At 67.8% G+C, this 23,267-nt stretch carries 21 protein-coding genes and 1 pseudogene; 10 read left to right on the forward strand and 12 right to left on the reverse strand.

Translation table 11 applies throughout. The features are described from left to right. Positions 1 to 16: 16 nt before the first annotated feature. Complete coding sequence (locus D4B81_RS08600; RefSeq protein ID WP_122262022.1) at positions 17 to 1,201, reverse strand: zinc-dependent alcohol dehydrogenase; 1,185 nt, start codon at positions 1,199 to 1,201, stop codon at positions 17 to 19. Positions 1,202 to 1,289: 88 nt separating this feature from the next. Between D4B81_RS08600 and D4B81_RS08605 the strand changes: the two genes are divergently transcribed. The 3 genes from D4B81_RS08605 (at position 1,290) to D4B81_RS08615 (ending at position 4,047) form a co-directional block, all read left to right on the forward strand. Next, on the forward strand, positions 1,290 to 3,062 hold the full coding sequence (locus D4B81_RS08605) for a hypothetical protein (RefSeq protein WP_122262023.1): 1,773 nt from the start codon (positions 1,290 to 1,292) through the stop codon (positions 3,060 to 3,062). Between the two features lie 32 nt (positions 3,063 to 3,094). Further along, a complete protein-coding gene (locus tag D4B81_RS08610; protein ID WP_161965061.1) occupies positions 3,095 to 3,619 on the forward strand; it encodes a hypothetical protein in 525 nt (174 codons plus the stop codon). Positions 3,620 to 3,843: 224 nt separating this feature from the next. Next, on the forward strand, positions 3,844 to 4,047 hold the full coding sequence (locus D4B81_RS08615; protein ID WP_097189212.1) for a cold-shock protein: 204 nt from the start codon (positions 3,844 to 3,846) through the stop codon (positions 4,045 to 4,047). A 116-nt stretch (positions 4,048 to 4,163) separates the two neighbouring features. Here the strand turns inward: D4B81_RS08615 and D4B81_RS08620 are convergent, their stop codons facing one another. Both D4B81_RS08620 and D4B81_RS08625 read right to left on the reverse strand, forming a co-directional pair. Next, the gene (locus D4B81_RS08620) at positions 4,164 to 4,784 is read right to left on the reverse strand and encodes a GDSL-type esterase/lipase family protein (RefSeq protein WP_122262025.1); all 621 of its coding nucleotides are present in this window, start codon (positions 4,782 to 4,784) and stop codon (positions 4,164 to 4,166) included. Between the two features lie 80 nt (positions 4,785 to 4,864). Further along, positions 4,865 to 6,031: a M14 family zinc carboxypeptidase gene (locus D4B81_RS08625; protein ID WP_122262026.1), complete on the reverse strand. Its 1,167-nt coding sequence runs from the start codon at positions 6,029 to 6,031 to the stop codon at positions 4,865 to 4,867. A gap of 369 nt (positions 6,032 to 6,400) precedes the next feature. On the opposite strand from D4B81_RS08625, the gene D4B81_RS08630 reads away from it, so the two are divergent. Beyond that, the gene (locus D4B81_RS08630; RefSeq protein WP_161965062.1) at positions 6,401 to 8,209 is read left to right on the forward strand and encodes an LVIVD repeat-containing protein; all 1,809 of its coding nucleotides are present in this window, start codon (positions 6,401 to 6,403) and stop codon (positions 8,207 to 8,209) included. 80 nt (positions 8,210 to 8,289) lie between these two features. Here D4B81_RS08630 and D4B81_RS08635 read toward each other — a convergent pair whose 3' ends face one another. From D4B81_RS08635 to D4B81_RS08645, 3 genes are all read right to left on the reverse strand, one after another. Continuing rightward, positions 8,290 to 8,802 (reverse strand): DUF305 domain-containing protein, encoded by a 513-nt coding sequence (locus D4B81_RS08635; RefSeq protein WP_161965063.1) that lies wholly within the window; start codon positions 8,800 to 8,802, stop codon positions 8,290 to 8,292. A 477-nt stretch (positions 8,803 to 9,279) separates the two neighbouring features. After that, entirely contained in the window at positions 9,280 to 10,272 is a 993-nt protein-coding gene (locus D4B81_RS08640; RefSeq protein ID WP_161965064.1) for a tyrosine-protein kinase domain-containing protein, read from the reverse strand. Then, positions 10,223 to 10,723, reverse strand: coding sequence for a Wzz/FepE/Etk N-terminal domain-containing protein (locus D4B81_RS08645; RefSeq protein ID WP_161965065.1), 501 nt, complete (start codon positions 10,721 to 10,723; stop codon positions 10,223 to 10,225). The genes D4B81_RS08640 and D4B81_RS08645 overlap by 50 nt, the downstream gene beginning before the upstream one ends. A 100-nt stretch (positions 10,724 to 10,823) precedes the next feature. On the opposite strand from D4B81_RS08645, the gene D4B81_RS08650 reads away from it, so the two are divergent. Further along, positions 10,824 to 11,753: a glycosyltransferase gene (locus tag D4B81_RS08650; RefSeq protein WP_161965066.1), complete on the forward strand. Its 930-nt coding sequence runs from the start codon at positions 10,824 to 10,826 to the stop codon at positions 11,751 to 11,753. Between the two features lie 264 nt (positions 11,754 to 12,017). Here D4B81_RS08650 and D4B81_RS08655 read toward each other — a convergent pair whose 3' ends face one another. Further along, on the reverse strand, positions 12,018 to 13,136 hold the full coding sequence (locus tag D4B81_RS08655) for a glycosyltransferase (protein WP_122262031.1): 1,119 nt from the start codon (positions 13,134 to 13,136) through the stop codon (positions 12,018 to 12,020). Between the two features lie 334 nt (positions 13,137 to 13,470). Between D4B81_RS08655 and D4B81_RS08660 the strand changes: the two genes are divergently transcribed. Together D4B81_RS08660 and D4B81_RS19245 are read left to right on the forward strand one after the other, a co-directional pair. Further along, positions 13,471 to 13,833 (forward strand): GntT/GntP/DsdX family permease, encoded by a 363-nt coding sequence (locus D4B81_RS08660; protein ID WP_237565907.1) that lies wholly within the window; start codon positions 13,471 to 13,473, stop codon positions 13,831 to 13,833. Further along, the gene (locus D4B81_RS19245) at positions 13,719 to 14,210 is read left to right on the forward strand and encodes a gluconokinase (RefSeq protein ID WP_337189871.1); all 492 of its coding nucleotides are present in this window, start codon (positions 13,719 to 13,721) and stop codon (positions 14,208 to 14,210) included. Before D4B81_RS08660 ends, D4B81_RS19245 begins: the two co-directional genes overlap by 115 nt. Positions 14,211 to 14,230: 20 nt before the next feature. Here the strand turns inward: D4B81_RS19245 and D4B81_RS19300 are convergent. After that, positions 14,231 to 14,551 (reverse strand): annotated as a pseudogene (locus D4B81_RS19300) (hypothetical protein); the annotation flags it as partial. A gap of 187 nt (positions 14,552 to 14,738) precedes the next feature. On the opposite strand from D4B81_RS19300, the gene D4B81_RS08670 reads away from it, so the two are divergent. After that, positions 14,739 to 15,560: a glycosyltransferase family A protein gene (locus tag D4B81_RS08670; RefSeq protein WP_161965067.1), complete on the forward strand. Its 822-nt coding sequence runs from the start codon at positions 14,739 to 14,741 to the stop codon at positions 15,558 to 15,560. 814 nt (positions 15,561 to 16,374) lie between these two features. Here the strand turns inward: D4B81_RS08670 and D4B81_RS08680 are convergent. Genes D4B81_RS08680 through D4B81_RS08690 form a run of 3 tightly spaced genes read right to left on the reverse strand, consistent with a single transcriptional unit; the run spans position 16,375 to position 20,029 of the window. Continuing rightward, positions 16,375 to 17,268, reverse strand: coding sequence for a hypothetical protein (locus D4B81_RS08680; protein ID WP_122262034.1), 894 nt, complete (start codon positions 17,266 to 17,268; stop codon positions 16,375 to 16,377). Further along, positions 17,268 to 18,263: a glycosyltransferase family 2 protein gene (locus D4B81_RS08685; RefSeq protein WP_122262035.1), complete on the reverse strand. Its 996-nt coding sequence runs from the start codon at positions 18,261 to 18,263 to the stop codon at positions 17,268 to 17,270. Before D4B81_RS08685 ends, D4B81_RS08680 begins: the two co-directional genes overlap by 1 nt. Continuing rightward, positions 18,260 to 20,029 carry an ABC transporter ATP-binding protein gene (locus D4B81_RS08690; protein WP_161965068.1) on the reverse strand — a complete coding sequence of 590 codons (1,770 nt, stop codon included), beginning with the start codon at positions 20,027 to 20,029 and terminating at the stop codon, positions 18,260 to 18,262. The genes D4B81_RS08685 and D4B81_RS08690 overlap by 4 nt, the downstream gene beginning before the upstream one ends. Positions 20,030 to 20,214: 185 nt before the next feature. Here D4B81_RS08690 and D4B81_RS08695 point away from each other — a divergent pair, with 185 nt between their 5' ends. Continuing rightward, positions 20,215 to 21,315 carry a glycosyltransferase WbsX family protein gene (locus D4B81_RS08695; RefSeq protein ID WP_202613629.1) on the forward strand — a complete coding sequence of 367 codons (1,101 nt, stop codon included), beginning with the start codon at positions 20,215 to 20,217 and terminating at the stop codon, positions 21,313 to 21,315. Beyond that, positions 21,312 to 22,406 (forward strand): glycosyltransferase family 4 protein, encoded by a 1,095-nt coding sequence (locus tag D4B81_RS08700; RefSeq protein ID WP_122262038.1) that lies wholly within the window; start codon positions 21,312 to 21,314, stop codon positions 22,404 to 22,406. The genes D4B81_RS08695 and D4B81_RS08700 overlap by 4 nt, the downstream gene beginning before the upstream one ends. Positions 22,407 to 22,434: 28 nt before the next feature. Here D4B81_RS08700 and D4B81_RS08705 read toward each other — a convergent pair whose 3' ends face one another. Next, positions 22,435 to 23,202 carry a glycosyltransferase family 2 protein gene (locus D4B81_RS08705; protein ID WP_161965069.1) on the reverse strand — a complete coding sequence of 256 codons (768 nt, stop codon included), beginning with the start codon at positions 23,200 to 23,202 and terminating at the stop codon, positions 22,435 to 22,437. Between the last annotated feature and the right edge of the window lie 65 nt (positions 23,203 to 23,267).

The raw sequence follows: 23,267 nt of genomic DNA on the forward strand, positions 1-23,267 counted from the left end.
CGTCATCCTGCCGCGATCAGGGCTTGAGCACCACCTTGATGCAGCCGTCCGACTTCTCGGAGAAGGTCTGGTACATCTCCGGGGCGTCCTCCAGCGGGACGCGGTGGGTGGCCAGGCTCTCGAGGTCGAGCACGTCCTCCTCGCCGCGGACGATGTCGTAGAGCTCGTCGGTCCAGCGCCGCACGTGGCACTGGCCCATCCGCAGCTGGATGCCCTTGTCGAAGAGGTCCATCATCGGCAGCGGGTCGGCCATGCCGCCGTAGACGCCGCTGATCGAGACGGTGCCCCCGCGGCGGACGGCGTCGATGGCCAGCTGCAGGGCGGCGAGCCGGTCCACCCCGGCGGTCTCGATGGCCTTGCGCGCCAGCGGCTTGGGCAGCCGCTTGGCGGCGGCGACCGCGGCGCCGAGGACGGGGCTGCCGTGGGCCTCCATGCCGACGGCCTCGAGGACCGAGTCGGGGCCGCGGCCGTCGGTCATCTCGCGCAGCACGTCACCGGGCTTCTTCACCGAGGAGATGTCGACGACGTCGGCACCGTGCCGGCGGGCCTCCTCGAGCCGCTCGGGCACGAGGTCGACGCCGATGACCTTCTCGATGCCGCGGTGCTTGGCCGCGCGCACGGCCATCAGACCGACCGGCCCGAGCCCGAGGATGGCGAGGGACCCGCCCTTTGGCACGTCGGCATACTCGAGCCCCTGCCAGGCCGTGGGGAGGATGTCGGAGAGGTAGAGGACCCGCTCGTCGGGCAGCGACGGGTCGACCTTGACCGGGCCGAAGTCGGCGTGCGGGACGCGCACCATCTCGGCCTGTCCGCCGGGGACCGCGCCGTAGAGGCTCGTGTAGCCGAAGAGGCTGGCGCCCTTGCCCTGGTCGCGGTTCTGGGTGGTCTCGCACTGGGCGAAGAGGCCGCGGCTGCACATCCAGCAGTGTCCGCAGGAGATGTTGAAGGGGACGACGACGCGGTCGCCGACCTGCAGGTTCTGCACGGCGCCGCCGACCTGCTCGACGACCCCCATGAACTCGTGGCCGAGGATGTCGCCGGGCTGGAGGTAGGCGCCCAGCACGTTGTAGAGGTGCAGGTCGGAGCCGCAGATCGCGGTGCTGGTGATCCGGATGACGGCGTCGGTCGGCTGCTGGATGACGGGGTCGGGGACGTCCTTGACGTCGACGTCCTGAAGGCCTTGCCAGGTGAGTGCTCGCATGCCGCCACGCTAGGGCGGGTATGGCGTGCCGGCACCTCGGAGCGATGGCGCGGGGTCGGCCGCCGGTGCCCGTGGGACGATCGGCGGCATGTCGCAGGGTGAGGGCGGGCGGGGCCCGGGGACCGTGCCCTGGCACCCGGCGCACCTCGTGCCCGCAGGCCTGGCCGCCGTTGCCGGCCTCGCGGTGGTCCTGGCGACGCAGCGCCACGGCCTGGACTGGACCGACGAGTCGTTCGTCTGGGTGATGATCGCCAGCGACCGCGTCGCGGTCGGTGAGGCCTGGGGGTTCCAGCACCTGCTGCACCCCGTCTGGGTCGCCCTCGGTGAGCGGGTCCTGCCCATGCGGCTGCTGCGGGTGGCCGGCTACCTGGCGGTGAGCGGCATCCTCACCTGGGCGGCCGCGCGGGTGCTGTGCGCCTCGGGCGTCGACCTCGTGCGGCGCGAGCGCTGGTTCGTCCTCCTGGTCGCGCAGACCGGGACGTTGCTGGCGTTCGGCTACCCGCCCCGCTACCTCGGTTACAACGAGCTGTCGGCCTGGACGAGCGCGGTGCTGTGCGCCCTGCTCGCCGTCGGTCTCGTTCCGCGGAGGCGGGACGACGGATCTCTCGCCAGGGTGCTGCCCTGGGCCGCGGCGGGTCTGCTCCTCCCGCTGCTCGTCGTAGCCAAGTTCACCGCCGGCCTGGCGTGGATGCCCGTGGTGGCGCTGCTCCTCGTCGTCACGGTGCCGGGCACCCCCCGGTGGCGGCGTCTCGTCGCCGTGCTGGCGGGCGCCGTCTCGAGCGTCTGGGCCCTCCTGGTCGCGGGGGTCCCGGCGGTGACCGTCGCGCGCAACGCGATGGGGCTGCTCGGGGACGGCTCGGCGCAGGAGGCGAGCGACCACTCCATCTCGACCGTCCTGGAGACCTACCTCGACTCGACGGTGCTGACCGGGCGCGCCCTCGCCATACCTGCGCTGCTGCTCCTCGTGCTCGCGCTCCTGTGCGTGCGGACACCCCGGCCCCGGGTGGCTGCTGCAGTAGTGGGGCTCGTCGTCGCCGGGTTCGTGGCGGCCCGGCTGACGTGGCCGTGGGCGGTGGCCGGCGACTGGGACGGTCTGGGCGTGGTCACCGCCGCCCTCGGCCTCTGCGGCGCGGCCGCCGTGCTGGCGGGGCCGGCGACCCTGCCCCCGTCCGCGCCTCGGCCCCGGCTGCTCCTCGTCCTCCTCGGCGCCCTCGTCACCCCGCTCCTCGCGTCGGTCGGCACCAACAACGCGATCTGGGCCCACACCGTCTTCTCCGCGACGGCGTGGGCGGTGCTGGCCGGCGTCGCCCTGTGCCTGCTGGCCCGCACCGCACCCGCCCCGGTGCGCACCGCGCCCCTGCTCCTCGGGGGCCTGCTCGTCGCGGTCACGGCGACGGCGGTGGCCTACGACCTCACGGTGCACCCGTACCGCTCGACGCCCTACCTCGCCCAGACCACCCCCACCACGGTGCCCGCGCTGGCCGGCCTGCGCCTGAGCGCCGACCAGGCCGCCACGGCCGACTGGCTGCGGTCCGTGGCGCAGGAGCAGGGCGCCGCCGACCTCCCTGCCGTCGCCCTGAACTCGCCCGGCCACCTCCTCGCCCTCGACGCCAGCGGCTGGGCCAGCCCGTGGCGCGGCGGGAGCTGGGAGGCCTCGGTCGGGCGAGCCTGCGAGGACGCACCACCCCGGGACCTCCTCGTCGTCGAGCCCGCCGAGCCGGCCGCGCGGGTGTCCGTCGAGCGGGACCGGCTGGTGTCGGCCCTCGACGGCTGCGGGCTGGCCTTCCCCGGCGACTTCGTCGCCGTCGCCGAGCGGGACGGGACGACGGTGTGGCGCCTGGCTCCGGGCGGTGGCGGGTGAGGCCCGGTGCGTGGGTCACCACGCTGGCGGGTATGGCGATCGCTTGCCTGGTCGGGTGGGTGGCGGTCTGCGTGGACGTGCTGGTGCACCCCGAGGTCGACCCGGTCGGTGCCGTCGATGCGGTCTACGTCATCGGTCCCGTCGAGACGCGGATCGAGGAGACGCTGGCGCTGATGGACAGGGGCGTCGCGCCGGTGCTGCTGGCGACGACGTCGGTGAACCCCGACAGCGGGCAGACCTACGCCACCGACCACTGCGGTCTGGTCACGGACCGGTATGCCGTCGAGTGCGTCCTGCCCGAGCCGTACACCACGCGGGGTGAGGCGCAGGTGCTGGGTGAGGAGGCGGCATACCGGGGGTGGGACCGCGTCGCGGTCCTGACGAGCACCCCGCACGCGGCGCGGACCCGCCTGCTGATGGAGCGCTGCACCGACCCGGACGTGCAGGTGCTGCTGTGGACGGTCGAGGACGGGGAGCGGGGGCTGCGCGGGTGGCTCGGCGCGTTCGTCTACCAGTCGGCGGCGTGGGTCAAGACGCAGGTGGTGCGAGACTGCTGAGCGACCACGACTGGCCCGAGCCGAGGCGCTCGTCCACAGGCCGGTGCCACGTGAAGGGCCATCTGCTGCTACCGTTGTCGTAGTTGCCTTTCCAGTCCGCGATTCTCGCGGCCCGACACCCCGAACCGCTGCGCGAGTATCTTCGCGCGTGGCGCTCGGTGTGAGCATCGGCAACTTGAGGTCTCCACACGGGAGGCCTCGCGATTCAAGAAGAGGCAACACCAGTGGCAACAGGCACCGTGAAGTGGTTCAACAGCGAAAAGGGCTTCGGCTTCATCGAGCAGGACGGCGGCGGCGCTGACGTCTTCGTTCACTACTCGGCGATCGACAGCGGCGGCTACCGCGAGCTCCAGGAGGGGCAGAAGGTCGAGTTCGACGTCACGCAGGGCCCCAAGGGCCCGCAGGCGGAGAAGGTCCGGGGCATCTGATCCCTTCCCTTCGCTGACCCCCAAGGTCATCACAGCAGGCTCCCCGACCATCAGGTCGGGGAGCCTTCTGCTGTCCCCGGCGCGTCGGCGGGTGGCCGGCTGGGCCAGGCGTCCGGTCAGCCGCGCGCCAGCGCCTCCCTGAGCAGCGCCCCCACCGCCCCGTAACCATCGGCGGTCAGGTGGACCCCGTCGCCGTCGATCCTCCCCGGCGCCGCCAGCACGTCGGTGACGTCGAGCACCTGCGCGCCCGCCCGGTCCGCCGCGCGGCGCAGACCCGCGTTGGCCTCCCGCACGTCCTCCTCCACGCCGGGCAGGAGCGGCACCGTCAGCATCACTACGTCCGCCCCCGGCGCCCGCTCGTCGACCGCGGCGAGCAGCGCGACCATGTCGCTCTCGACCTCGTCCGGGCCCCGGCGGAAGACGTCGTTCGTCCCCGCCCACACGACGACGGTCGTGGCCGCCTCCGGGACCACCTGGCCCACCCGTGCCGTGACGTCGCGGATCTCAAGACCGCCGACCCCCTCGTTGTCGACGGGTATGCCGAGCAGCTCGGCCCAGGGTCCGCGCTCCACCTGCGAGTCGCCGACGAGGGTCACCCGGGCGCCGCTCGAGGAGGGCGTCGACGGCATACCCGCCCCGTCCCGCTGCCCGCCCTCACCGAGCACGGCGAGAAGCGCCATACCGACGGCGATGACGAGGACCGCGCCGGTGAGTAGGAGGGTCGGCCGTCGGTCCATCTACCGACCCTAGCCACCGACGCACGGAGCGCCAGGCCGATCCGCTGATCAGCCTGGCGCCCGCTCGTCGCGAGGTCCGGTCAGTCGGCCGGGAGGGTGACGCGGGTCGGGATCTGCTCGTAGTCCTGCGGGTCCAGCGTCTCGACGCTGCCGTCGGCGACGGCCTCGATCAGACCCATGAGGCCCACCTCGACCTGCTTCGTCAGGAAGCCGTTGCGCTTCTGACCGTCGGACTGGGTGTTGCTCGAGGTCTCGAACAGCACCGTCGCGCTGCCGCGCAGGGCGAAGCTGCCCAGGGCGGTGCCCGGCAGGTTGGTGTCCTGCGGGTAGAGGGTCAGGTGACCGAAGGCCGAGTTGCCCTGGCCCTGCAGCGCGTCGTAGACGGCGACGTTGGCACGGCGCGAGGCGTCGTAGTCGAACTTCGGCCAGAGGCCGAACTCGTCGGGGTCGGCGATGAAGCGACCGGAGATCGACAGGGTGGACATGTTGTTCGTGCCCTCCTGCTTGTAGCAGGGCCACTGGTTGTGCAGGTCGACGAAGTAGTCGACGGTGCCGAACTCCTCCTCCAGGTCACGGTAGACGTCCCGGGACGTCTGCGCCTCCGGCGTGATGTACCAGCCGGTGTCGGCGCTGTTGCCCGGGAAGTCCTCCGGCTGGGGGACGTAGTCGAGGTCGGGGTTGAAGTCGCGGTTGAGGTCGAAGCCCGGCACGGAGGCGCGGTAGTTCCACGCCGGCTGCACGCCGGCCAGCTGCGGGAAGTCAGCGACGACGTCGGCCCAGCTCATCGCGTTCTGGCGGGTGTCGTTCTCCCCGCCGTCGACGTTGAGGCGGGGTATGGCGACGACCGTCACGTTCTCCCGCAGGTCCTGGGCGGCCTTCGAGCTGCCACCCATCTCCTTGAGGATGTTGAGCATGGCCTCGGTGCCGTGGTTCTCGTTGCCGTGGATCTGGGTCTGGACGTAGATGACGGTGTCGCCCTCGCCCACACGTGCGCTGTAGATGTCGCGGCCCTGGTTGCTCTGACCGACGACCTCGACGTCGACCAGACCGCCGCTGGTGCGCTCGATCTGCTGCAGCTGGCTGGTGAGCTGGGCGTGGGTGACGAACGAGCTGCGGTTGCCGGCGGTCTCGATGCCGCAGTGGCTGTTCTCCGGGATGGCCTGCGCGGCGCCGGGCACCAGCGCGACGGCCGCCATGGTCACCAGCGCGGCTCCGGTCAGCGAGGCCGTCAGGGTCTTTCGGGACATGTGCTCTCCTCCGAGGGGTGGGGGTCGGTCCCGCCCACCCTGGCCCAACGCAGTTCGTTAGCGCAAGCAACTTTACTGAACCTTGACCAGATCCGAACCTGGTGCTGACCCGGCCATCTGTTGCGTACGCCTCAACTACCCCGGTACCGTTTGAGGGGCCGCGAACCAATGGCAGAGGGCCCCTGCAACGACGCAGGTGCGCGGCACCGACGATCCCATCACCCCGCTCGGGCCCTGGGCGGAGGATCGCCCGCGAAAGGTCCGACGATGCACCTCAGATCCCCCTCCCGCCGTCGCAGAGCAGGAGTCCTGGCCGCGGTTGCAGCCCTCGTGCTCGGCGCCTCCATGGCTCCTACCCTCGCCACTGCCGTGGACGAGCTCCCCAGCACCGACGACCCCCGTTACGGCCTGGACAGCGGGCTGTTCGACGCCGAGGTCGCGTCGTCCGGCATCGACCAGGTCGGGCACGTCAGCATCTACGACACCCCGTTCGCCCCGCCGAACGCCCCCATGCCCGGCTTCACCGGCATCTCGTGGGCCAACTCCGACATCTCCTTCACCGGCGACCACGTCATCCAGGGCAACTACCGAGGGTTCCAGATCTTCGACGTCTCCGACCCCGCCGAACCGACCCTTCGTACCACCATGCTCTGTCCCGGCGGACAGGGCGACACCAACGTCTACGGCAACCTGCTCTTCCAGTCGGTCGAGGACAACACCGCGCGCGTCGACTGCGGGTCCGAGGGGGCGGGACTGCCGAACGTCCCCAACCCCGACCGGTTCCGCGGCGTGCGGATCTGGGACATCTCGGACCTTGACAACCCGGTGCAGAAAGCCACGATCCAGACGTGCCGTGGCTCGCACACCAACCGCCTCGTCGAGGACCCCAACGACCCGGACCACGTCTACATCTACAACAGCGGCACCGGCGCCCAGCGCCACATCGGCGAGAAGGTCAACACGCCTGACGGCTTCGTCGACGGCCGCTGCCAGCGGACGAGCATCGCCGACCCCGACCCCTCGCAGTGGATGATCGAGGTCATCAAGGTCCCGGTGGACAACCCGGCTGCTGCTTCCGTCGTCAAGGAGGCTCGCCTCTTCGCCGACCCGGACACCGGTGCCGTCGACGGCCTGCAGAACGGCCCCACGCAGCCCCAGCACCCGTGCGCGACGACGCCCAACCCGTTCGGCTCCGGCAACTCCTGCGCACCGGCCTCCGCCAATTACGCACCTAGCCCGGTCACGAACACCTGTCACGACATCACGGCATACCCGGAGATCGGTCTGGCCGCCGGCGCCTGCCAGGGCAACGGCATCCTCATCGACATCTCCGACCCCGCCGACCCCGTGCGGATCGACGCGGTCGCCGACCCGAACTTCGCCTACTGGCACTCGGCGAACTTCAACAACGACGGCACGACCGTGATGTTCACCGACGAGTGGGGCGGCGGCACCGGTGCTCGGTGCGCCCCGGCCCACCGCACCTCGTGGGGGGCGAACGCGCTCTTCAGCATCGACCGCAGCGGCCCGACGCCCAAGATGGTCTTCGAGAGCTACTACAAGCTCCCGGCGGCCCAGACGAACGCGGAGAACTGCGTCGCCCACCAGGCGAACATCCTCCCCGTCCCGGGTCGTGACGTCGTGATCCAGGCGTGGTACCAGGGCGGCATGTCGCTCTTCGACATGACCGACCCGGGCAACCCGTTCGAGATCGGCTACTGGGACCGTGGGTCGATCACCACGCCGCTCCTCGCGCTCGGTGGCTTCTGGTCCAGCTACTGGTACAACGGCAACGTCTTCGGCTCCGAGATCGCCCGCGGTCTCGACGTCATGGAGGTCACCCCCACTGACCAGCTGACGGTCAACGAGCTCGCCGCCGCCAAGACGGTTCAGCTCGAGGAGCACAACGCGATGGCGATGCGCTCCTACACCTGGCCGCCCAGCTTCCCGCTGGTCCGGGCGTATGCCGACCAGCTCGAGCGGGTCGACGGTGGCGTGGCTGCCAACAAGCTGGCCAACGTCAGGAAGGCGGTCGACAAGGCGGAGGCGGTCGCGGAGACCAACCCGAAGAACGCCCTCGCCCAGCTGAGGGCGGCGAGCAACCAGCTCGACACCAAGAACCCCGCCCACGCCGACCTCTACGAGGCGATCCAGGCCCTCATGGAGGACCTGGGCTGAGTATGGCGTGAGCCTCACCCGAGCGGGGCGCCCGGTCCGAGCGACCGGGCGCCCCGTCCGTGTGTGCGGGGTGGCTCCGGTCAGCCGTCGGTGGCCGGGGGCGTCGCGCCCAGGTCGGCCAGCATCCCGACCATGCGGTCCATCTCGATCCGCTGGTCGTTGTCGATCTCCTTGGCCAGCTCGAAGATGAACGGGTCCTGGGCGCCGCCGGCGTCGCTGAGCTCGTCCACCATGGCGATGGCGCCCTCGTGGTGGCGGTACATGGACTGCAGGAAGAGGAGGTCGAAGTCGGCGCCGCTCGTCCCGGCCAGCTCGGCCATCTGCTCACCGGTGAGCATGCCGCTCATCTGCTCCGGGTGCTCGTGGGCCTGGATGCCACCGAGCTCGAAGACCGGCTCGCCCCGCCCGCGCAGCCAATCCTGCATGACCCCGATCTCCTCGGCCTGGGACAGCTCGATCCGCTCGGCGAAGAGTGTGATGTCCTCCCGCGTCGCCCGGTCGGGGACCAGCTCGGTCATCTCCAGTGCCTGCGCGTGGTGCAGGAGCATGCCGCGGACGAACGCGAGGTCGGCCCCGGTGACGACGTCCGGCATCTCGGGAATTTCCGTGACAACGGTGTTGTCCTCCCCTGGGGCTGCGCCCTGGACGATGCGGGAGGTGGACGCCGCCTGACCGGTAGGAAGTGCCTTACCGGAAGTGCCGGAGCAACCCATGAGCAACACAGCGCTCAGCGCCATTCCTAGAACCGTCGGGTGCGTAGCCGTCACGCGGGGCAGGTGCACCTACGAAGGTTAAGGGATGAGGGCAGGGAGACGGTGCAGGCGCCCACGTTCCCGGCAGTGATGTTCAGCGTGCCTCCGACGGTGTCCTGCCCACAGTCTCCCGCGTTTCGGTTGACCACAACGAGCGTCTGTCCGGGCGACGAAGGAGCACTGTTGACCGTGATAACGCCATTCACGTGGGTGCCGGCACCGTTAGCGACCGAGAAAGTTCCGGTGCCGCTCAGGCTCAGGTTGAACGTGATGGGGGGGTCTGGCCAACCGAACCGTTAGGTGACCTGCGGCACACTGTCAGGGACGGGCTGCGCGGGCGGGCTTCCGCCGGATCGACCGCCGTGTGCCGCTGGACTGCTTACGGGACCCGCGCGTCTCCCCAGACGTGACGGGGGTCTCACGGCCGTAGTACTGGTAGTTGTAGGACCCGCCGCGCTCGGCCGGCGTCTTGGTGAGCACGAAACCACTGACCTCTGCATCCGCCGTCTCGAGGGTGCGCAGAGCCTCCTGCAAATGCCGCCGCCGCGTCGAGGCCGCTGACACGACCATGAGCAGCCCACCGGTCAGGCGGCTCATGACGAGCGCATCCGTCACCGGAAGGATCGGCGGGGAGTCCACGAGCACGAAGTCGAAGTCGCGCAGGAACTGCTTAAACAGCCGCTCCATCGCCCGCGACCCCAAGAGTTCGCTGGGGTTGGGAGGGATCTCCCCACCGGCGAGCACGTACATCTCCGTGTCGCGCCACCGCTGGATCACGTCCTCGGCCCGCGCGTCGCTAGCGAGCACGCTCGTCAGCCCGACCGCCCCTTCCAGACCCAGCTCGGACGCCACGCTCGGGTGGCGCAGGTCCGCGTCGAGGACCAGCACGCGCCTGCCCGACTCGGCCATCGCCATACCGAGGTTGACGACCGTGGTCGTCTTGCCCTCCGCGGAGAGCGAAGAGGTCACGACGAAGGAGTGCCCCGCGTCAGAGGCGACGTCGACGAAGACCAGGTTGGTGCGCAGCTTGCGGATCGCCTCGGCCTGCGGCCCGAAAGGGTCGGTCTCGACGTAGTGCGAGGCGGCGGCCGGACCCGTCGGGAGCACCGGGATCGCGCTGAGCACCGGCCGGTCGGACACAGACTCGATGTCGGCGGTCGACCGCAGGCGGGTGTCGAGCGCCTGCATCCCGAGCGCGTAGGCCAGCCCGAGCATCAGCCCTGCGAGGGTGGCGATCGCCAGGTTGCGGGTGGGGTTGGGGCTAACGGGCTGCGACGACCGCGTGGGCTGGTCGACCACCTGCGCCGCCACGCTGGCACCGCTCTGCGCCAGGGTCGGTGCATAGCTGCGGGCGGTGGTCGCCACCTGCCGCGGCAGCGCCTCGGCGACAGCCGCGGCGTGGTCCGGCGAGTCGCTGCGCACGACGAAGTCGAAGAGTGGCCGTGTCGTCGCCCCCTGGCAGGGCCTCGACGGCGAGCGGCAACGAGGGGTCCAGACCGAGGGTCTCGCGGACCGGGTCGAGCATGAGCGGTGAGCGCGCGATGCGCGCCAGCGTGGCCTTCTCGCCGGCGGGCATCTGGTAGAGGTTGCCGGTGCTCTGGCCGTCCTCGTCGGTGGCCGCGAAGTAGACGGTCGTTCGGGACTCGAACACCTGGGGGGTGCGCATCGTCGCGAGGGCGGAGGCCGCGACGACGAGCAGCAGGATGGCCAGCACGCCGCGCCAGCGGCGGGCGATGGCCATGAAAAGGTCGCGCACGGTCACGCTGGAGGACCCCCGGGGTGGGCAGATGGGACGTTCGATCGTAACGCCCCCCGGGATGTTGGGCCGCCCGGCGAGCACGTGGGAGCGGCAGGATGGCGGGGTGAGCGCGCCCTTCGACCACGTCCTCCTCACCCGCTTCAGCGCGGTCCTGCATCCGGACGCGCCGCCCCCGGACGAGGACTGGCTCTACTACCGCCTCGGCTTCTTCGTCGACGCCTGCCTGCCCTCGGTGCTCTCCCAACGAAGCGCACAGCCTTTCGAGTGGCTGGTCCTCCTCGACGACCGGTGCTCGCACGACTTCCGCGCCGACGTCGAGGAGCTGGCCGCCGGCGCGTTCACCCCGCTCTGGGGCCACGCGCCCTTCCGGCGGAACTCGTTCGCCGAGCCGGTCGCGCGGAGGTGCGTGGCGCCATACCTGATCAGCACCCGCATCGACAGTGACGACGCCATGGCCGTGGATTTCATGGGCGCGGTCCAGGCGCAGTACGCGGAGCAGGAGCGGATGTTCGTCAACTTCCCGCGAGGTGTCCAGATCGACCGCAGCGGAGCGGTCTACCGCGCGGACGTTCTCTCCAGCCCTTTCCTGTCGCTCATCGAGCGGCGGCGGGAAGGTGAGGCCCCGCTCACCGTCTATGCGGCGAAGCACGCCCGGGCGCGCGGGGTCGCGCCGCTGCGGGAGGTCCGTGCCCCGGCGATGTGGGCGCAGGTGCTGCACGGCACCAACCTGTCCAACATCACCAACGGGGTGCGGGTGCACCCGCGCGTGGTCGGGGAGCGCTTCCGGATCGACCTCGGGTATGACGCGGGCGTCACCGGAGTCCGTCTGCGCCGCGCCCGGGTTAAGCACCTCGGTCGCCTCGCGAGGCTCTGGGCGGCGCACCCGGGCGAGCTCACCAAGGCCGCGGAGGCGGCCGCCTGGACGCTGCGCGGCACGCACGAACGGCCGCAGCAGGCGGGTGCACCGACGCTCACGGACAGGGTGCAGGAGTGGGAGCGCGGGATGCTTACGCGGTTCCGCCGACGTCCATAGGAGGCGGCGACGCCCCGTGTAGGCCGCGACGGCGAACCATCGACCGGTCGAGCACCTGCAGAGCTACCTGCTGGCCTTCCGTGGTGCCGTGCTATCGCGCGCCCGCCGCTGCGGGAATTCCTGGGGAGCGTGAGGCCGGTGGGGTCGAAGCGAGACGTCGTGTTCACCTACGAGGTTGGGCTCACCCGGGCGGTGGACGCGGCCGGTCTCCGACGCGACGCGGGGTGGACGCCCCGGCGGGTCGGGCAGGGCCCGCCGGGGGGCTCAGCCGCCCCGCTGGAGCTCGGTCACGATCTCCCGGATCCGACGGCGGAAAGCCGCCTCACCGAACCGTGCGACGTGCTGGGAGAGCACGTCCGAGGGCCAGTCACGGTGCGTGGCCTCGTCGACCGCGCCGCTGATGAGCGAAGGCGTGCTCTGCTCGAAGAACACGCCGTTCACCCCCTCCACGACGGTGTCGAGATAGCCACCGGCGCGCAGCGCGACGACCGGGAGCCCCCACGCGTTGGCCTCGAGCGGTGTGAGCCCGAAGTCCTCGCGGCTGGGCGCGACGAGCCCGCTGGCATGCGCGTAGGCCCATCGCAGCTGGGCGTCCGTGAGGTCGGAGACGAGCCGCACGTTGGGCGGCAGCGCCCGCTGCAGCGACTCCTTCTCCGGACCTGCGCCCACCACGACCAGGTGTTCGGGACGCCCGCGGAACGCCTCGATCGCCTCGCGCACGTTCTTGTAGGGCAGCAGCCGCGACACGACGAGCCAGTAGGGGCGACCCGCCAGGTCACCCAGCTCCGCATGGGCCACCTGCTCGCCTTCGGTCTGCAGCCCTGGCGGCGGCGGCAGCACCTCCGCCTCGATCCCGTATGCCGCTCTCACGCGGTCGCGGACCACGCTTGAGTTCGCGAGGTAGCGGCTGGCGCGGGCCGCGGCACGCCGGTCCCATCGGGTCAGCAGCGGCGCCAGCCCCCTCACACCCGCCTCGACAACACGGTTGGGGTTCATCCCGAGGTACTCCTGCCGCTGGTAGAGCCAACGGGCCGGGTTGTGGCAGTAGACCAACATCTGTCCGTCGGTGCGGAAGCCATGCGCCCACCCGCTGCTCGAGGCGATCACGACGTCCGCGCCGACGGTAGTCCTGCTGACCACCGGGGCGAGGAGCGGAAGGGCGCGCCGGTGGTCCGCGCGCAGGAGGCCGATCCGGTTGAGCGGTCCCGTCACCACGGTGCGGTCGCGGAACTCGGGATAGGTGCCATTCGGGTCGTAGAGGGTCGTGTAGATGGGTGCGTCCGGGAATTCCCGACCAAGCGCCAGCACGACCCGCTCAGCACCGCCCCGCTGTGTCAGGTAGTCGTGCGCGATCGCAACCGGCAGGCGCCGCCCTTGTCCCATCACCGCCAACTCCCTGCTCGACGCCCCTGCTCAAACCGTAACCCACAGAGAACGGGCTTTTGTCCTCGGGGCATGAGCGAGGCGGCCCGTCCGGCGGCCGTGCGCTCCTTATCGGACCATCGACGTGCTCGTAGGAGCTCCATGGAGTCGTGGGGTCAGGGAGAGGTGTGGCTCTTGCATCTGAGGTAGAGGGTCAGCCGCGAGATGTTCGGTGTGTACCGCCTGCGACGGCCAGGTACTCCCCCGAAAGGATCTAAGTAGTGACCCTTGCCCCGTCTGCCGTGTCCGAATTCCGCGTCGGCGACGGTCGGCGGCGCTGCTGGTCGCCTTCAGCGTGCTGCTCGGGCGACTGCTCGAGGACACCGGGGGCGCCCAGGTGCTGGCAGACAGGCTGATCAGCCGCGCCGGTGAGAAACGGGCGCCGCTGGCGCTCGGCTTCTCCGCCCTCAACTTCGGCTTCCCGATCTTTCTTCGACGCAGGCCTGGTCGTCTTCCTGGCGATCATCCTCACGGCGGCGCCACGCTTCGGCGGGTCCATGCTCACGTACGGCCGTCCGGACGAAGGCACCGGCCTGCGGGATCGTGCTCCTGCTGCTGCTCCCCTTCCTCCTCATCGGGCTCAACACCGTGGTCGGCACCCTCAAGACCGACGGCCGGATCAGCGACGACGCCGTGTGGGCCATCGGCCTGCAACTGATCGGGCAGACCCCCGACGCGCTGCTCATCACCGTCATCGCCGCGGTGTTCGTGCTCTCCCCCGGCCGCTTCGGCATCCCCGCCGCGACCAATACTCATGGACGAGGTGATCCTCTAGTGGGCGCGCCGCAGCACGTCGTCGTCATGGGCGTCTCCGGCACCGGCAAGACCATCATCGGCAAGGAGCTGGCGGGCGCGGTCTTCGTCGAGGGCGACCAGTTCCACCCCCAGGCAAACATCGAGAAGATGTCTTCCGGCATCCCCCTCGACGACGACGACCGACGCCCGTGGCTGCAAGCGCTCGCGGCGCGGATCCGCGAGCTGGACGAGCAGGGACGGGCCTCGGTGACCGGCGTGCCGGGCGGGCCGGACAGGTAGGTCGCGGTGACCGGCAAGGTGAAGTCGGTCGCCAGGACGACGACGGCCACCGCCTGGGCGGCGTGCACCGCTGCGGCGATCCAGTTGAGGGTGCGCAGTCTCGTGTATCGCGACTCGTCGGTCTGGGTGTTGCTCACGGGCTCTCCATCTCGTTCGACCCGGCGGGATTGGCTCAGCCAATGCCTTGATCCATCGATGACCTGGCGGTTGTAAGCGTGCCGCAACCATGGAGATGCTCTACTCCGATGGGAGAGGATCGCGACGGTTCCAGACTGCCACCCTGCCACTTGGTCACGGTCGCGAACTTCTCGTCGACCGTCTCCCCCGGGTTGGTGATCCACTGGGTATCACGGCTCTCCAGCACGTCCACACTCACAGACGAAGAGCGGCGATAGGAGCCACGAGGCCGTCCCGCACGGCATAGTGATGCGGGCATGAGATCCGGTGACAGCCGCTCGTGGCAGGCTCCCCCCTCCCAATGAGCACCGCGAAGGCAAAGTATGATCCCTCGCCATGCGGCCCGGACGAGTGAGCATCATCATTCCGACCTACAACGACGACCCCGATCACTTGGCTGCGGCGGTCGAGTCGGCGCTTGCGCAAACGTACGGTGACGTCGAAATCGTCGTGGTCGACGACGGTTCAACTCAACCTGTGTCGATCGATGGGGTACGAGTGATCCGGCAGGATAACGAAGGAACGTCATCTGCTGTCACGACGGGCATCGCCGCGACCGACGGCGAATTCGTTCTCATTTTGGGTGGCGACGATCGAATGGATGCTCACCTCGTGGCCGAGAGCGTAACGCTGCTCCAAGATGACCGAGAAGCCGTGGCCGCGATCCCTCATCTAGAGCAGTTTGGAGACTTCCGGACGAAGATCGGAGAGATGCCGTTCGAAGCCCGGCTCGCAGACCTCATCTTCCGTAATAGAATTGTCGCCACAGCGATGTTTCGACGTTCCACCTGGGAAGCGTGTGGCGGCTACGATCGTACACTACAGGCCCTGGAAGACTGGGAACTGTGGGTTCGCTTCTTAGCACAAACTAATGGGTTGATGCGGCGGGTGCCGACAGCCAAGTTCTATTATAGGATCAGGTCGGTGTCGCGGAACACCTACGGCATGACACCCGAGGCCCATGACGCAGCGCGCGCCCGCATGGTCGCGAATAATCCGGACCACCTTGACCGACTATTCTTGGCAATGGTCGATGCGGCCCACCGTCTGCAGGGGCAACTGTGGGCACGAGAGGCAGAAGTGACCAAGTGGCGACGCCGCGTGGGGCCGGCACGTGGAGTATGGCTCGCCGCCAAGAACATCGCCCGGCGATCGGACCGAGAAAGGAAATGATGGCACACGCTGCAAGAAAGAGCGCAAGGGAAAGCGCAGCCGCGTTTGTCAGTCGTCACAGCGTTCGCGTGCCTAGACGGAGAATCCCATTATTTGAGGCCCCAGTCGTCGCAGTGAGCGTCTATCGATCGCGTAACGTTCCCATCGTAGCCGAAATGATTGAGCTGCTTCCTCCCGATTCGGACGTTCGCTTACATGCACTAGACGAGCCCTCTTCCGTCTTGGCGTCCCGCACCATGAACTCGGGAGCAGGGATGCGGATCCCGCTCTTGCGAATGCTTCTGCTCGGTCTCCCCGTACCCCAGGACGCCTGGGTCGTGCTTTTCGATGACGACGCCCAGTTCGTGAGATTTGGCCCTACCAGATTCCTTCAGTATGCGGCTGCCGGACACTTGCACGTGGCTGCGCCAGCTATTCAACCAGGCAATCCCACTTCTCATGTTCACATGATCACCCGTGCTCTCCGCAACGCGCGACGCGTTGGCATGGTGGACAGCGGTCCAGTCGTCGCATTTTCGCCGCAAGCCAGGCAATGCTTAGACCTATTTCCCGAGGACGTGGGTGGCATGGGGTGGGGCCTTGACGTCCGCTGGGCCCTTGGGGTCGCAGAGGCCGGCTTGAACATGGGGGTAGTCGATGCCACCCCTATCCGACATCACGGTCCGGTAGGTGCGGACTACCAGACTGTCGCCGAGCGGGCGGCTCTGGATGTCGAACTGGCACAGCATGGGGTCGACTTGATGGACCTGTGCCGCGATGTGGGGCCTTCCTGGCGGGTCTGGCAGCCTCAGGCACCCTGGGTGTCAGGTAGACGCTAAGACCCGGCACCGTCTGGGGCCGTCGACTGCGGAGAGCGCGCTTGGTCAACTGTCGCGTTCCGAGCCCACCTCGGACCGAGCCAGGAAGGAAGGCGCCGGGTGACATGGTATTCCAACCGATGGAGCGCCTCGGTCCGAAACGCTTCGTATCGACTCTTGCCCGTCCTGTCTAGAACGCCAGCGATCTGCAGGTTCGTCCGGTACCGCACCGGCGCGTAGGTTGCCCGCAACTTGCGGTGAGCGCGCTGGTAACTCTCCATGCGGAACTCGAACGTATATGGGTGCGGCGCGTGTCGTGCGATGGCTGCGGGGGAAAATGTCTTCAGGTCGGCAGCAAACATTTTCTCGCGTGAAACAAGGAAGACTTGGTCACTGAAACCCCAACTGAGAAGAAAATCGCCGACTCTGGCGACCGCGTCGCCCTCGACACCCGCGTCTTGCGGGCGTGCAGGTGGCCAGTTCAACGAGGCGTGCAGGATTCGTGAGTCGCTCTTAAGGAGATTCAATGAGGGACTCACCCAGTCGGCTGGCTCCTCCAAGACGGTCTCAGCGTCCCACCCGAGGATGTACTCGGACGATGCGACCAGCGGCATGACGAGGCCGTAGTCCAAAAGGTAAGGCCGCCGCCGAAAGTGCCGCTGACCGAGGCCCCAATGCTGCATCGCGGCGGGCACCCAGTCAGAGACAAACTCGAAGCCCGAGATCTCCCCTAGGTCTACCAAAGTTTCTGCTCGGTCTCGAGCCTCCCGCGGGTCATCCACGTTGTTGATGAGGGCGAGAACTTGCTCGAAGGTGCGGTCGTTCATCTGCTCGATCGCGGGGAAATAGCCCGGCGCCAAGACCTGACGGTAGGTGCGTTCATAGCAGTTGACGACAAGTGAGACAGACATCAGGGCCCCTCGGAAACGGTCCGGCCTCGATCGCGCAGCCGTCGCAGGGCTGCCCGGGCTACTTGCGGCACCGTTGCCCTCACACCAAACGTGGCGACGCCCAGCCCTAGGATGCTTCTCCGGTAGGAACTGTCGCGCCAGAACTGATCGGAGCCGACCGCCTGACGGTAGAGGTGAGCGTGCAGAGGACCGGCCTCCGCTGCCGACGCTTCGCGCTCGTCCACCAGCATGCCGCCCAGCTGGAGGGCCAGTGAGTTCGACAAGAACGGAAGGGCAAGCTCGGTAGAGCGAGAGGTTGCGCTCAGGTGTACCCGGTAGAATACTGAGGCATCCTCCACGCGATAGATGGGGGTCAGTCGGGAGGCATTGGCCAGGGTGATGTAGTCATCCATGGCGCGGGCATGAGGCGCGAACCCCCCGACCGCATGGAGGAGGCTTCGTCTTGCCACAAAGCTCGTCGTGGTCGAAATGGGGCCCTTCAGCACGTCTTGCGTCGTCAGCGCGGTGTAGGTCGGATCGGGGCGCAAAGGGTGCCTGGACGACAGCTCGGTGATCTCATCCTCTTCACTGACGTAGTCATCGGCCCACTCGCCCACGTCCGGGTGCAACTGCCGCAGAGCATCCCTTTCCGAGCGAGACGCAAACTTCAACTCCCGCGAGATCACTAGGTCGGCGGGGACTGACTTCAGGAAGTCATCCAGCTGGCGGAAGCGGTCCGGGTGCCACAGGTCGTCCTGATCCAAGAAGGCCACCCACTCGCTGGCTGCGCGAGCAAGCCCACGGTTGCGCGCCACGGCGACGCCCGCATGATCCTGGATCAGCACAGAGGTGACGACCGGGTGCTCGTGCGCGATGTCGACCGACGCGTCCGTCGAGCCGTCGTCGACAACGATCACCTCGAGGTTCGGGATCGCGTTTGCCTGCAGCGAGTCCAAGGTGGGGCCGAGAAGCCTCGCCCCGTTGTAGGTGGGGACCACGATGGTTAAGTTCTTCACGACAACCTGCCGGGGATCGGTTCCGGAAGCGCGCTCTTCCCGGACAGATCACCGAGGGCGATCAGACGCGCGAAGTAGGGGTTGTTCTCTCGGAGCCAAGCGAAAGTCCCCTGGGCCTCCACGACCCCGTCCCGCATCACGACGACGTGGTCGGCGTGCCGCACGGTCGACAACCGGTGGGCGACGATGATCACCGTGATCCTGCCCTTCAGGGCTCGTAGCGCTTCGGTGATGTGGCTCTCCGTCTCGTTGTCGAGGGAGGAGGTGCCCTCGTCCATCACGATGAGCTGCGGGTCGAGATACAGCGCGCGGGCGATTCCCAGTCGTTGCTTCTGCCCACCACTCAAACCGCCACCTCGGTCCCCCAGCTCGGTGTCGAGTCCCGCTTCGAGACTGCTCACCAGGTCCGTCAGCATCGCACGATCGATCGCCTCCTGCAGCCGTGGCCCATCGACGTCCTCGGGGTCCTCATCGACCGTGATGTTCTCCAGGAGGGAACCTTCGAAGAGGTACACGTCCTGCGGCACGTACGCGATCCCCCTCTGCCAGGAGTCCAGAGCGTCGCGGATGTCACGACCGTCGACCCGCACCTGCCCCATCGTCGGCTGGTGCAGCCCGAGGACGACATCGACCAACGTCGTCTTGCCGGCGCCGCTGCCCCCGACTATGGCGACCTGCGTTCCAGCCCGGAAGGTGAGGGACACGTCGCGGAGTGCAGGCCGAGCTGCCCCGGGGTAACTGAAGGTCACGGCAGCAAGGGACAGCTCTGCGCGAAGGGGCAGGACGGGGCCTTCCTGCCGCTTGGTGGGCGTAGCAGGGGACAGCACCTGTGCGCCCGCAAGCTCCTCCCTCAGTATTTCGACGAACGGCTCACCCACTCGCACCGAACTCACGCAGGCCAGCAGACCCGATATCGCCGGGAGCAGCCGTAGCGCCGCCGCGACGAAGAGGGCGAGAACGCCAAAACTGTTGAGCAGGTTGGCCTCACGCGCGACGGAGAACGCGAGGACCGTACCCAGCACGAGGATGAACAGGGTCTCCAGCAGATACCGGGGCAGCGCCGCCAGCAGCGACGCCACCTGCGACGCACGCACCGACTCGTTCGAGACCAGCCGGTATTGATCGACGAAGCGTTGCTGGGTCCCGCGGAGGTGGAGCTCCTTCATAGCCCCCAGCGCCGTCATGGCGCTGCGCCAAGCGGCGACGGCCGTCCTGTCCATCTCTTTGCCAGCCCGTGCGGCATGGGGCCGGACCACTCTCAAGTAGACGATGGAGAACAGCACCGTCGTGGCCATCAACACCAGACTGGGTAGCGGCGCCAAGATGATCAGGGCTGCGGCAATCGCGAAGATGTTGAACGCATGGGAAAACAACTGAATCCCCGCGTTGATGACAAGGCCAAAGACCTGGAAGGTGGCCGTGTTAAGGCGGTTCATCAGCGTCGCCTGACCTCGGCGCGAGACGTCCGTATACGAAGACGTGAGGTAATGTCGCAATAACCGTGAGGCGACCGCTGCGCGTTGTTGACCTATAAAGCCCTGGTTCCACCAATTGAAAGTAACGGCGAGGACGTCCTTCAGGATGAAGAGTGCCACGACCGCGATGATGAGGGGCAGGATCGCGTTCTCCGGAGCGACGCCTAGGTTGTCAAGCGCGGATTGCACAACTCCCGGGGGCCGTTCGCCGACGGCCATCGTAACCATCGGGAGCACGAGTGCGATCGCGAAGGTGTCCATGAGCGCCATGAGGACGAGGCCCACGCTCACCACCCCAAGCCTGCGTCGAGCGGGGACGGGTAGCAAGCTCAGCGCCCTCCAGACGACGCTCAGCACTCCCTGCCCCCCACTCACGGGTGTGGGGTCCGTGTCTGACACGCTCGTAGACTACACAGCGATGCATCGGGTCTTGTCTCAACGCCCAACTGCCCAACTGGTTCTCAAGGAAGGCCTCCGTGACTGGTCAGTCGAGCAACGGTCAAGACGTGACGGCTCGAGCTGTCGCGTTCTACCTGCCCCAATTCTTCCCCATTCCAGAGAACGACGAGTGGTGGGGGCCAGGCTTCACCGAGTGGACCAACGTGGCCCGCGCGCGAGGGCTCTTCCCGGGTCACCGGCAGCCGCACATCCCCGGTGAGCTGGGCTTCTACGACCTGCGCGTCGCTGAGACCCGTGTGGCTCAGGCCCACGTCGCGGCAGAGCACGGTGTCGAAGCGTTCGCCTACTGGCACTACTGGTTCGGCGGCGGCGAGACGATCCTGGAGCGGCCGTTCCAGGAAGTTCTCCGCAGCGGAGCGCCTAGCTTCAAGTTCTGTCTGGCTTGGGCCAACCAATCCTGGACCGGAGCCTGGCACGGGGCGCACGGCCGGGTCCTGCGCGCGCAGCGTTACCTCGGGCGTGAGGACGAGCAGGCCCACTTCGCGAGCGTTCTGCCCGCCTTCCGGGACGAGCGCTACCTTCGCGTCGACGAGCGTCCAGTGTTCTACGTCTTCCGTCCCGAGGAGCTGCCCGACGCCGCGGGGTTCGTCGATCACTGGCAGGGCCTGGCCCGCGCTGCAGGCCTCCCCGGCCTCTACCTGGTGGCAGAGGTCAGCGATCTAGTCGGTGCCGGGCCGCGATACGACAACCACGAGGCCGACGGTTTCGACGCGGGGGTGTACATGCGTCTGCCGGCAAGGACCGACGGTCTAGCAAGGCTTCGTATGCGAGCGACGCGGAAGGTCCTGGGAGGCGGACCCGAGATCTACAAATACGAGGAGAGTGCCTCTCTCCCCCCCTCCGGCCGATACCTGCCCTGCGTCTACCCGAACTGGGACAACACCCCACGATCTGGTCGGCGCGGTCTCGTGCTCACGGGTAGCCATCCAGACCGCTTCGAGGTGGGCCTGCGGGCTGCGGCGCGGCACCTAAGAACACGTCCGAAACAGGAACGGTTGCTGTGGATCAAGTCATGGAACGAATGGGCCGAGGGGAACCATCTGGAGCCCGACCTTGAGCACGGACGACGGTGGTTGGAAGCCGTGCGCGACGGCCTTGCGGCTGGGAGTGACACGTGAAGATCGCGATGATTTCGTATTATCTTCCCTCCGAGAGCAAGATCGGGGTCGGGCACCAAGTGCATGCGCTGGCGAACGAGCTCGTCACCCGGGGTCATTCGGTGACGGTCTTCAGCCCGTGCCGGACGCCCGAAGGCGCGCGGTACAACGTTCAGAATGTGTCCGTCGGCAAACGCCTGCGTACGTTCAGGTTCGCGGCCAACCTTCGGAAGCAAGATCTGTCCGGCTTTGACGCACTCCACGCACACGGCGACGACTACTGGCTCTGGCGCAGGCGCGTCCCGGTTCACGTCCGCACCGTGCACGGCTCCTGCTTCGAGGAGGCCAAGCACATCCGCGGTGTCGTGGAACGCACACGCATGGTCCTTCTAGGATGCAGTGAGGCCCTCGCAGCAGCCGTCGCCGATCATACCGTGGCCGTGTCACCGCCCACGCTGCGCTGGCTGCCTGGCGTCAACCGTGTCATACCTAATGGCGTTTCGTCCGAGGTATTCAAACCCGGAGTATCGCGTAGCGCCCATCCCACCATTCTGTTCGTGGGGACCTGGGGAGGGCGCAAGCGAGGTGGTGCTCTTGCCACCGCGTTCGCCAACGACGTACGGCCACATCTCCCTACGGCGGAACTGCGTATGGTGTGCCAGGACGCCCCGGAGCAACTACCCGCCGGCGTCGTGACGCTTGGCCGGCTGGATGAGCGGGAGCTTGTGGCCGAGTACCAAGCAGCCTGGGTCTTCTGTCTGCCGAGTGACTACGAGGGTTTCGGCATCCCCTACGCAGAGGCCATGGCCTGCGGCACCCCTGTAGTGACCACCCCCAACCCGGGTGCCCTGTTCGTCGTCGAAGATGGGCGATCCGGTCAGGTGGTCCCGTTAGAGTCGCTCGGAGCAACGCTACTGGCGCTACTGAAGGACCCCCAACGACGCGACGTTCTGGCGAGGCGAGGACTGCAAAGAGTACAAAAGTTCACGCTACAGGATGTCGCGGAGCACTACGAAGACCTCTATCAGACGCCGCCGGACCGTGGTCTGCGGGCCCGTTCACGGGCCTTGGGCTCCTGGGTCGCCTCCCATAGTTCCAGGCAAGGTCGGTGACAGAAGCTCAACATTTTGCGGCCTGGATCTAGGCTAACACGGTCGGATCAAACGACATGGCGAGCAGTGGGCGCGTCCTGATGTGGGGGCCATTAGCCTCCCAACCGATCTTCCGAACAGGGTCACCGGACTGCATCCTCGTCCATGCAGCCATTGCATCAGCTTCCGTGAACTGGGCACCAGCTCGCCAATGCCACCCCTGGTCGGATGGGGTATCAGCGTCGGACAAGGCCTGAGCGCCTCGCTGAAACTTACCAAGTATCTGTTCGACGCCTCGGTACGGCACGTGAATGTTCACGAGACCCTCGCCGATTTCGCCCGGCCTTGAAACACCGTGGTTTCCTGGTCCCACGAAAGCCAATGGATGGGCCCTGTAGGCAACCTTTCCGGGACTCTTCCCAAGATCCAGCAGCAGTTCTCTGTCGCGTAGGTCGCCGTCCAGCGTTAGTGGAACTGCCTGGACGGTTCGACTTAGGATGATGTCCGCACGCTGCTCGGGGAGCCACTCCGAAAGGGCACCCCTGGGTGCGAACCAGAACTCGTCGCCGTCGAACGGGATGATCCACTCGGCGCCGGCGCGCCACGCCAACCGGCTCAGATACGTGACTTTCTCTTTCTGATAATGTCCCTTTGACGAGTCCAACACAATGTGTAATCGGGGCTCAACCGCAGCCATTGAGAGCAAGTGCTGCCGCGTGCCATCATCCGACGAGTGGTCCGCGATGAAGATGCCCGCCAGACCCTGGTGCAAGAGATGGGCGACTACGGCGGGCACGACATCTGCTTCGTTGCGCACGACGCTTACTCCCCATACTTGTCCTGGTCGTCGCATGCGGGGCACATGGGGCCTCGTTAGGTGGC

The sequence above is a fragment of the Ornithinimicrobium cerasi genome (assembly GCF_003702705.1).
In the GTDB taxonomy this organism is placed as follows: domain Bacteria; phylum Actinomycetota; class Actinomycetes; order Actinomycetales; family Dermatophilaceae; genus Ornithinicoccus; species Ornithinicoccus cerasi.

Coding starts and splice junctions, on each gene's coding strand:
- D4B81_RS08600 (WP_122262022.1), bottom strand. CDS start 1,201: ATGCGAGCACTCACCTGGCAAGGCCTTCAGGACGTCGACGTCAAGGAC.
- D4B81_RS08605 (WP_122262023.1), top strand. CDS start 1,290: ATGTCGCAGGGTGAGGGCGGGCGGGGCCCGGGGACCGTGCCCTGGCAC.
- D4B81_RS08610 (WP_161965061.1), top strand. CDS start 3,095: ATGGCGATCGCTTGCCTGGTCGGGTGGGTGGCGGTCTGCGTGGACGTG.
- D4B81_RS08620 (WP_122262025.1), bottom strand. CDS start 4,784: ATGGACCGACGGCCGACCCTCCTACTCACCGGCGCGGTCCTCGTCATC.
- D4B81_RS08625 (WP_122262026.1), bottom strand. CDS start 6,031: ATGTCCCGAAAGACCCTGACGGCCTCGCTGACCGGAGCCGCGCTGGTG.
- D4B81_RS08635 (WP_161965063.1), bottom strand. CDS start 8,802: ATGCCGGACGTCGTCACCGGGGCCGACCTCGCGTTCGTCCGCGGCATG.
- D4B81_RS08655 (WP_122262031.1), bottom strand. CDS start 13,136: ATGGGACAAGGGCGGCGCCTGCCGGTTGCGATCGCGCACGACTACCTG.
- D4B81_RS08680 (WP_122262034.1), bottom strand. CDS start 17,268: ATGTCTGTCTCACTTGTCGTCAACTGCTATGAACGCACCTACCGTCAG.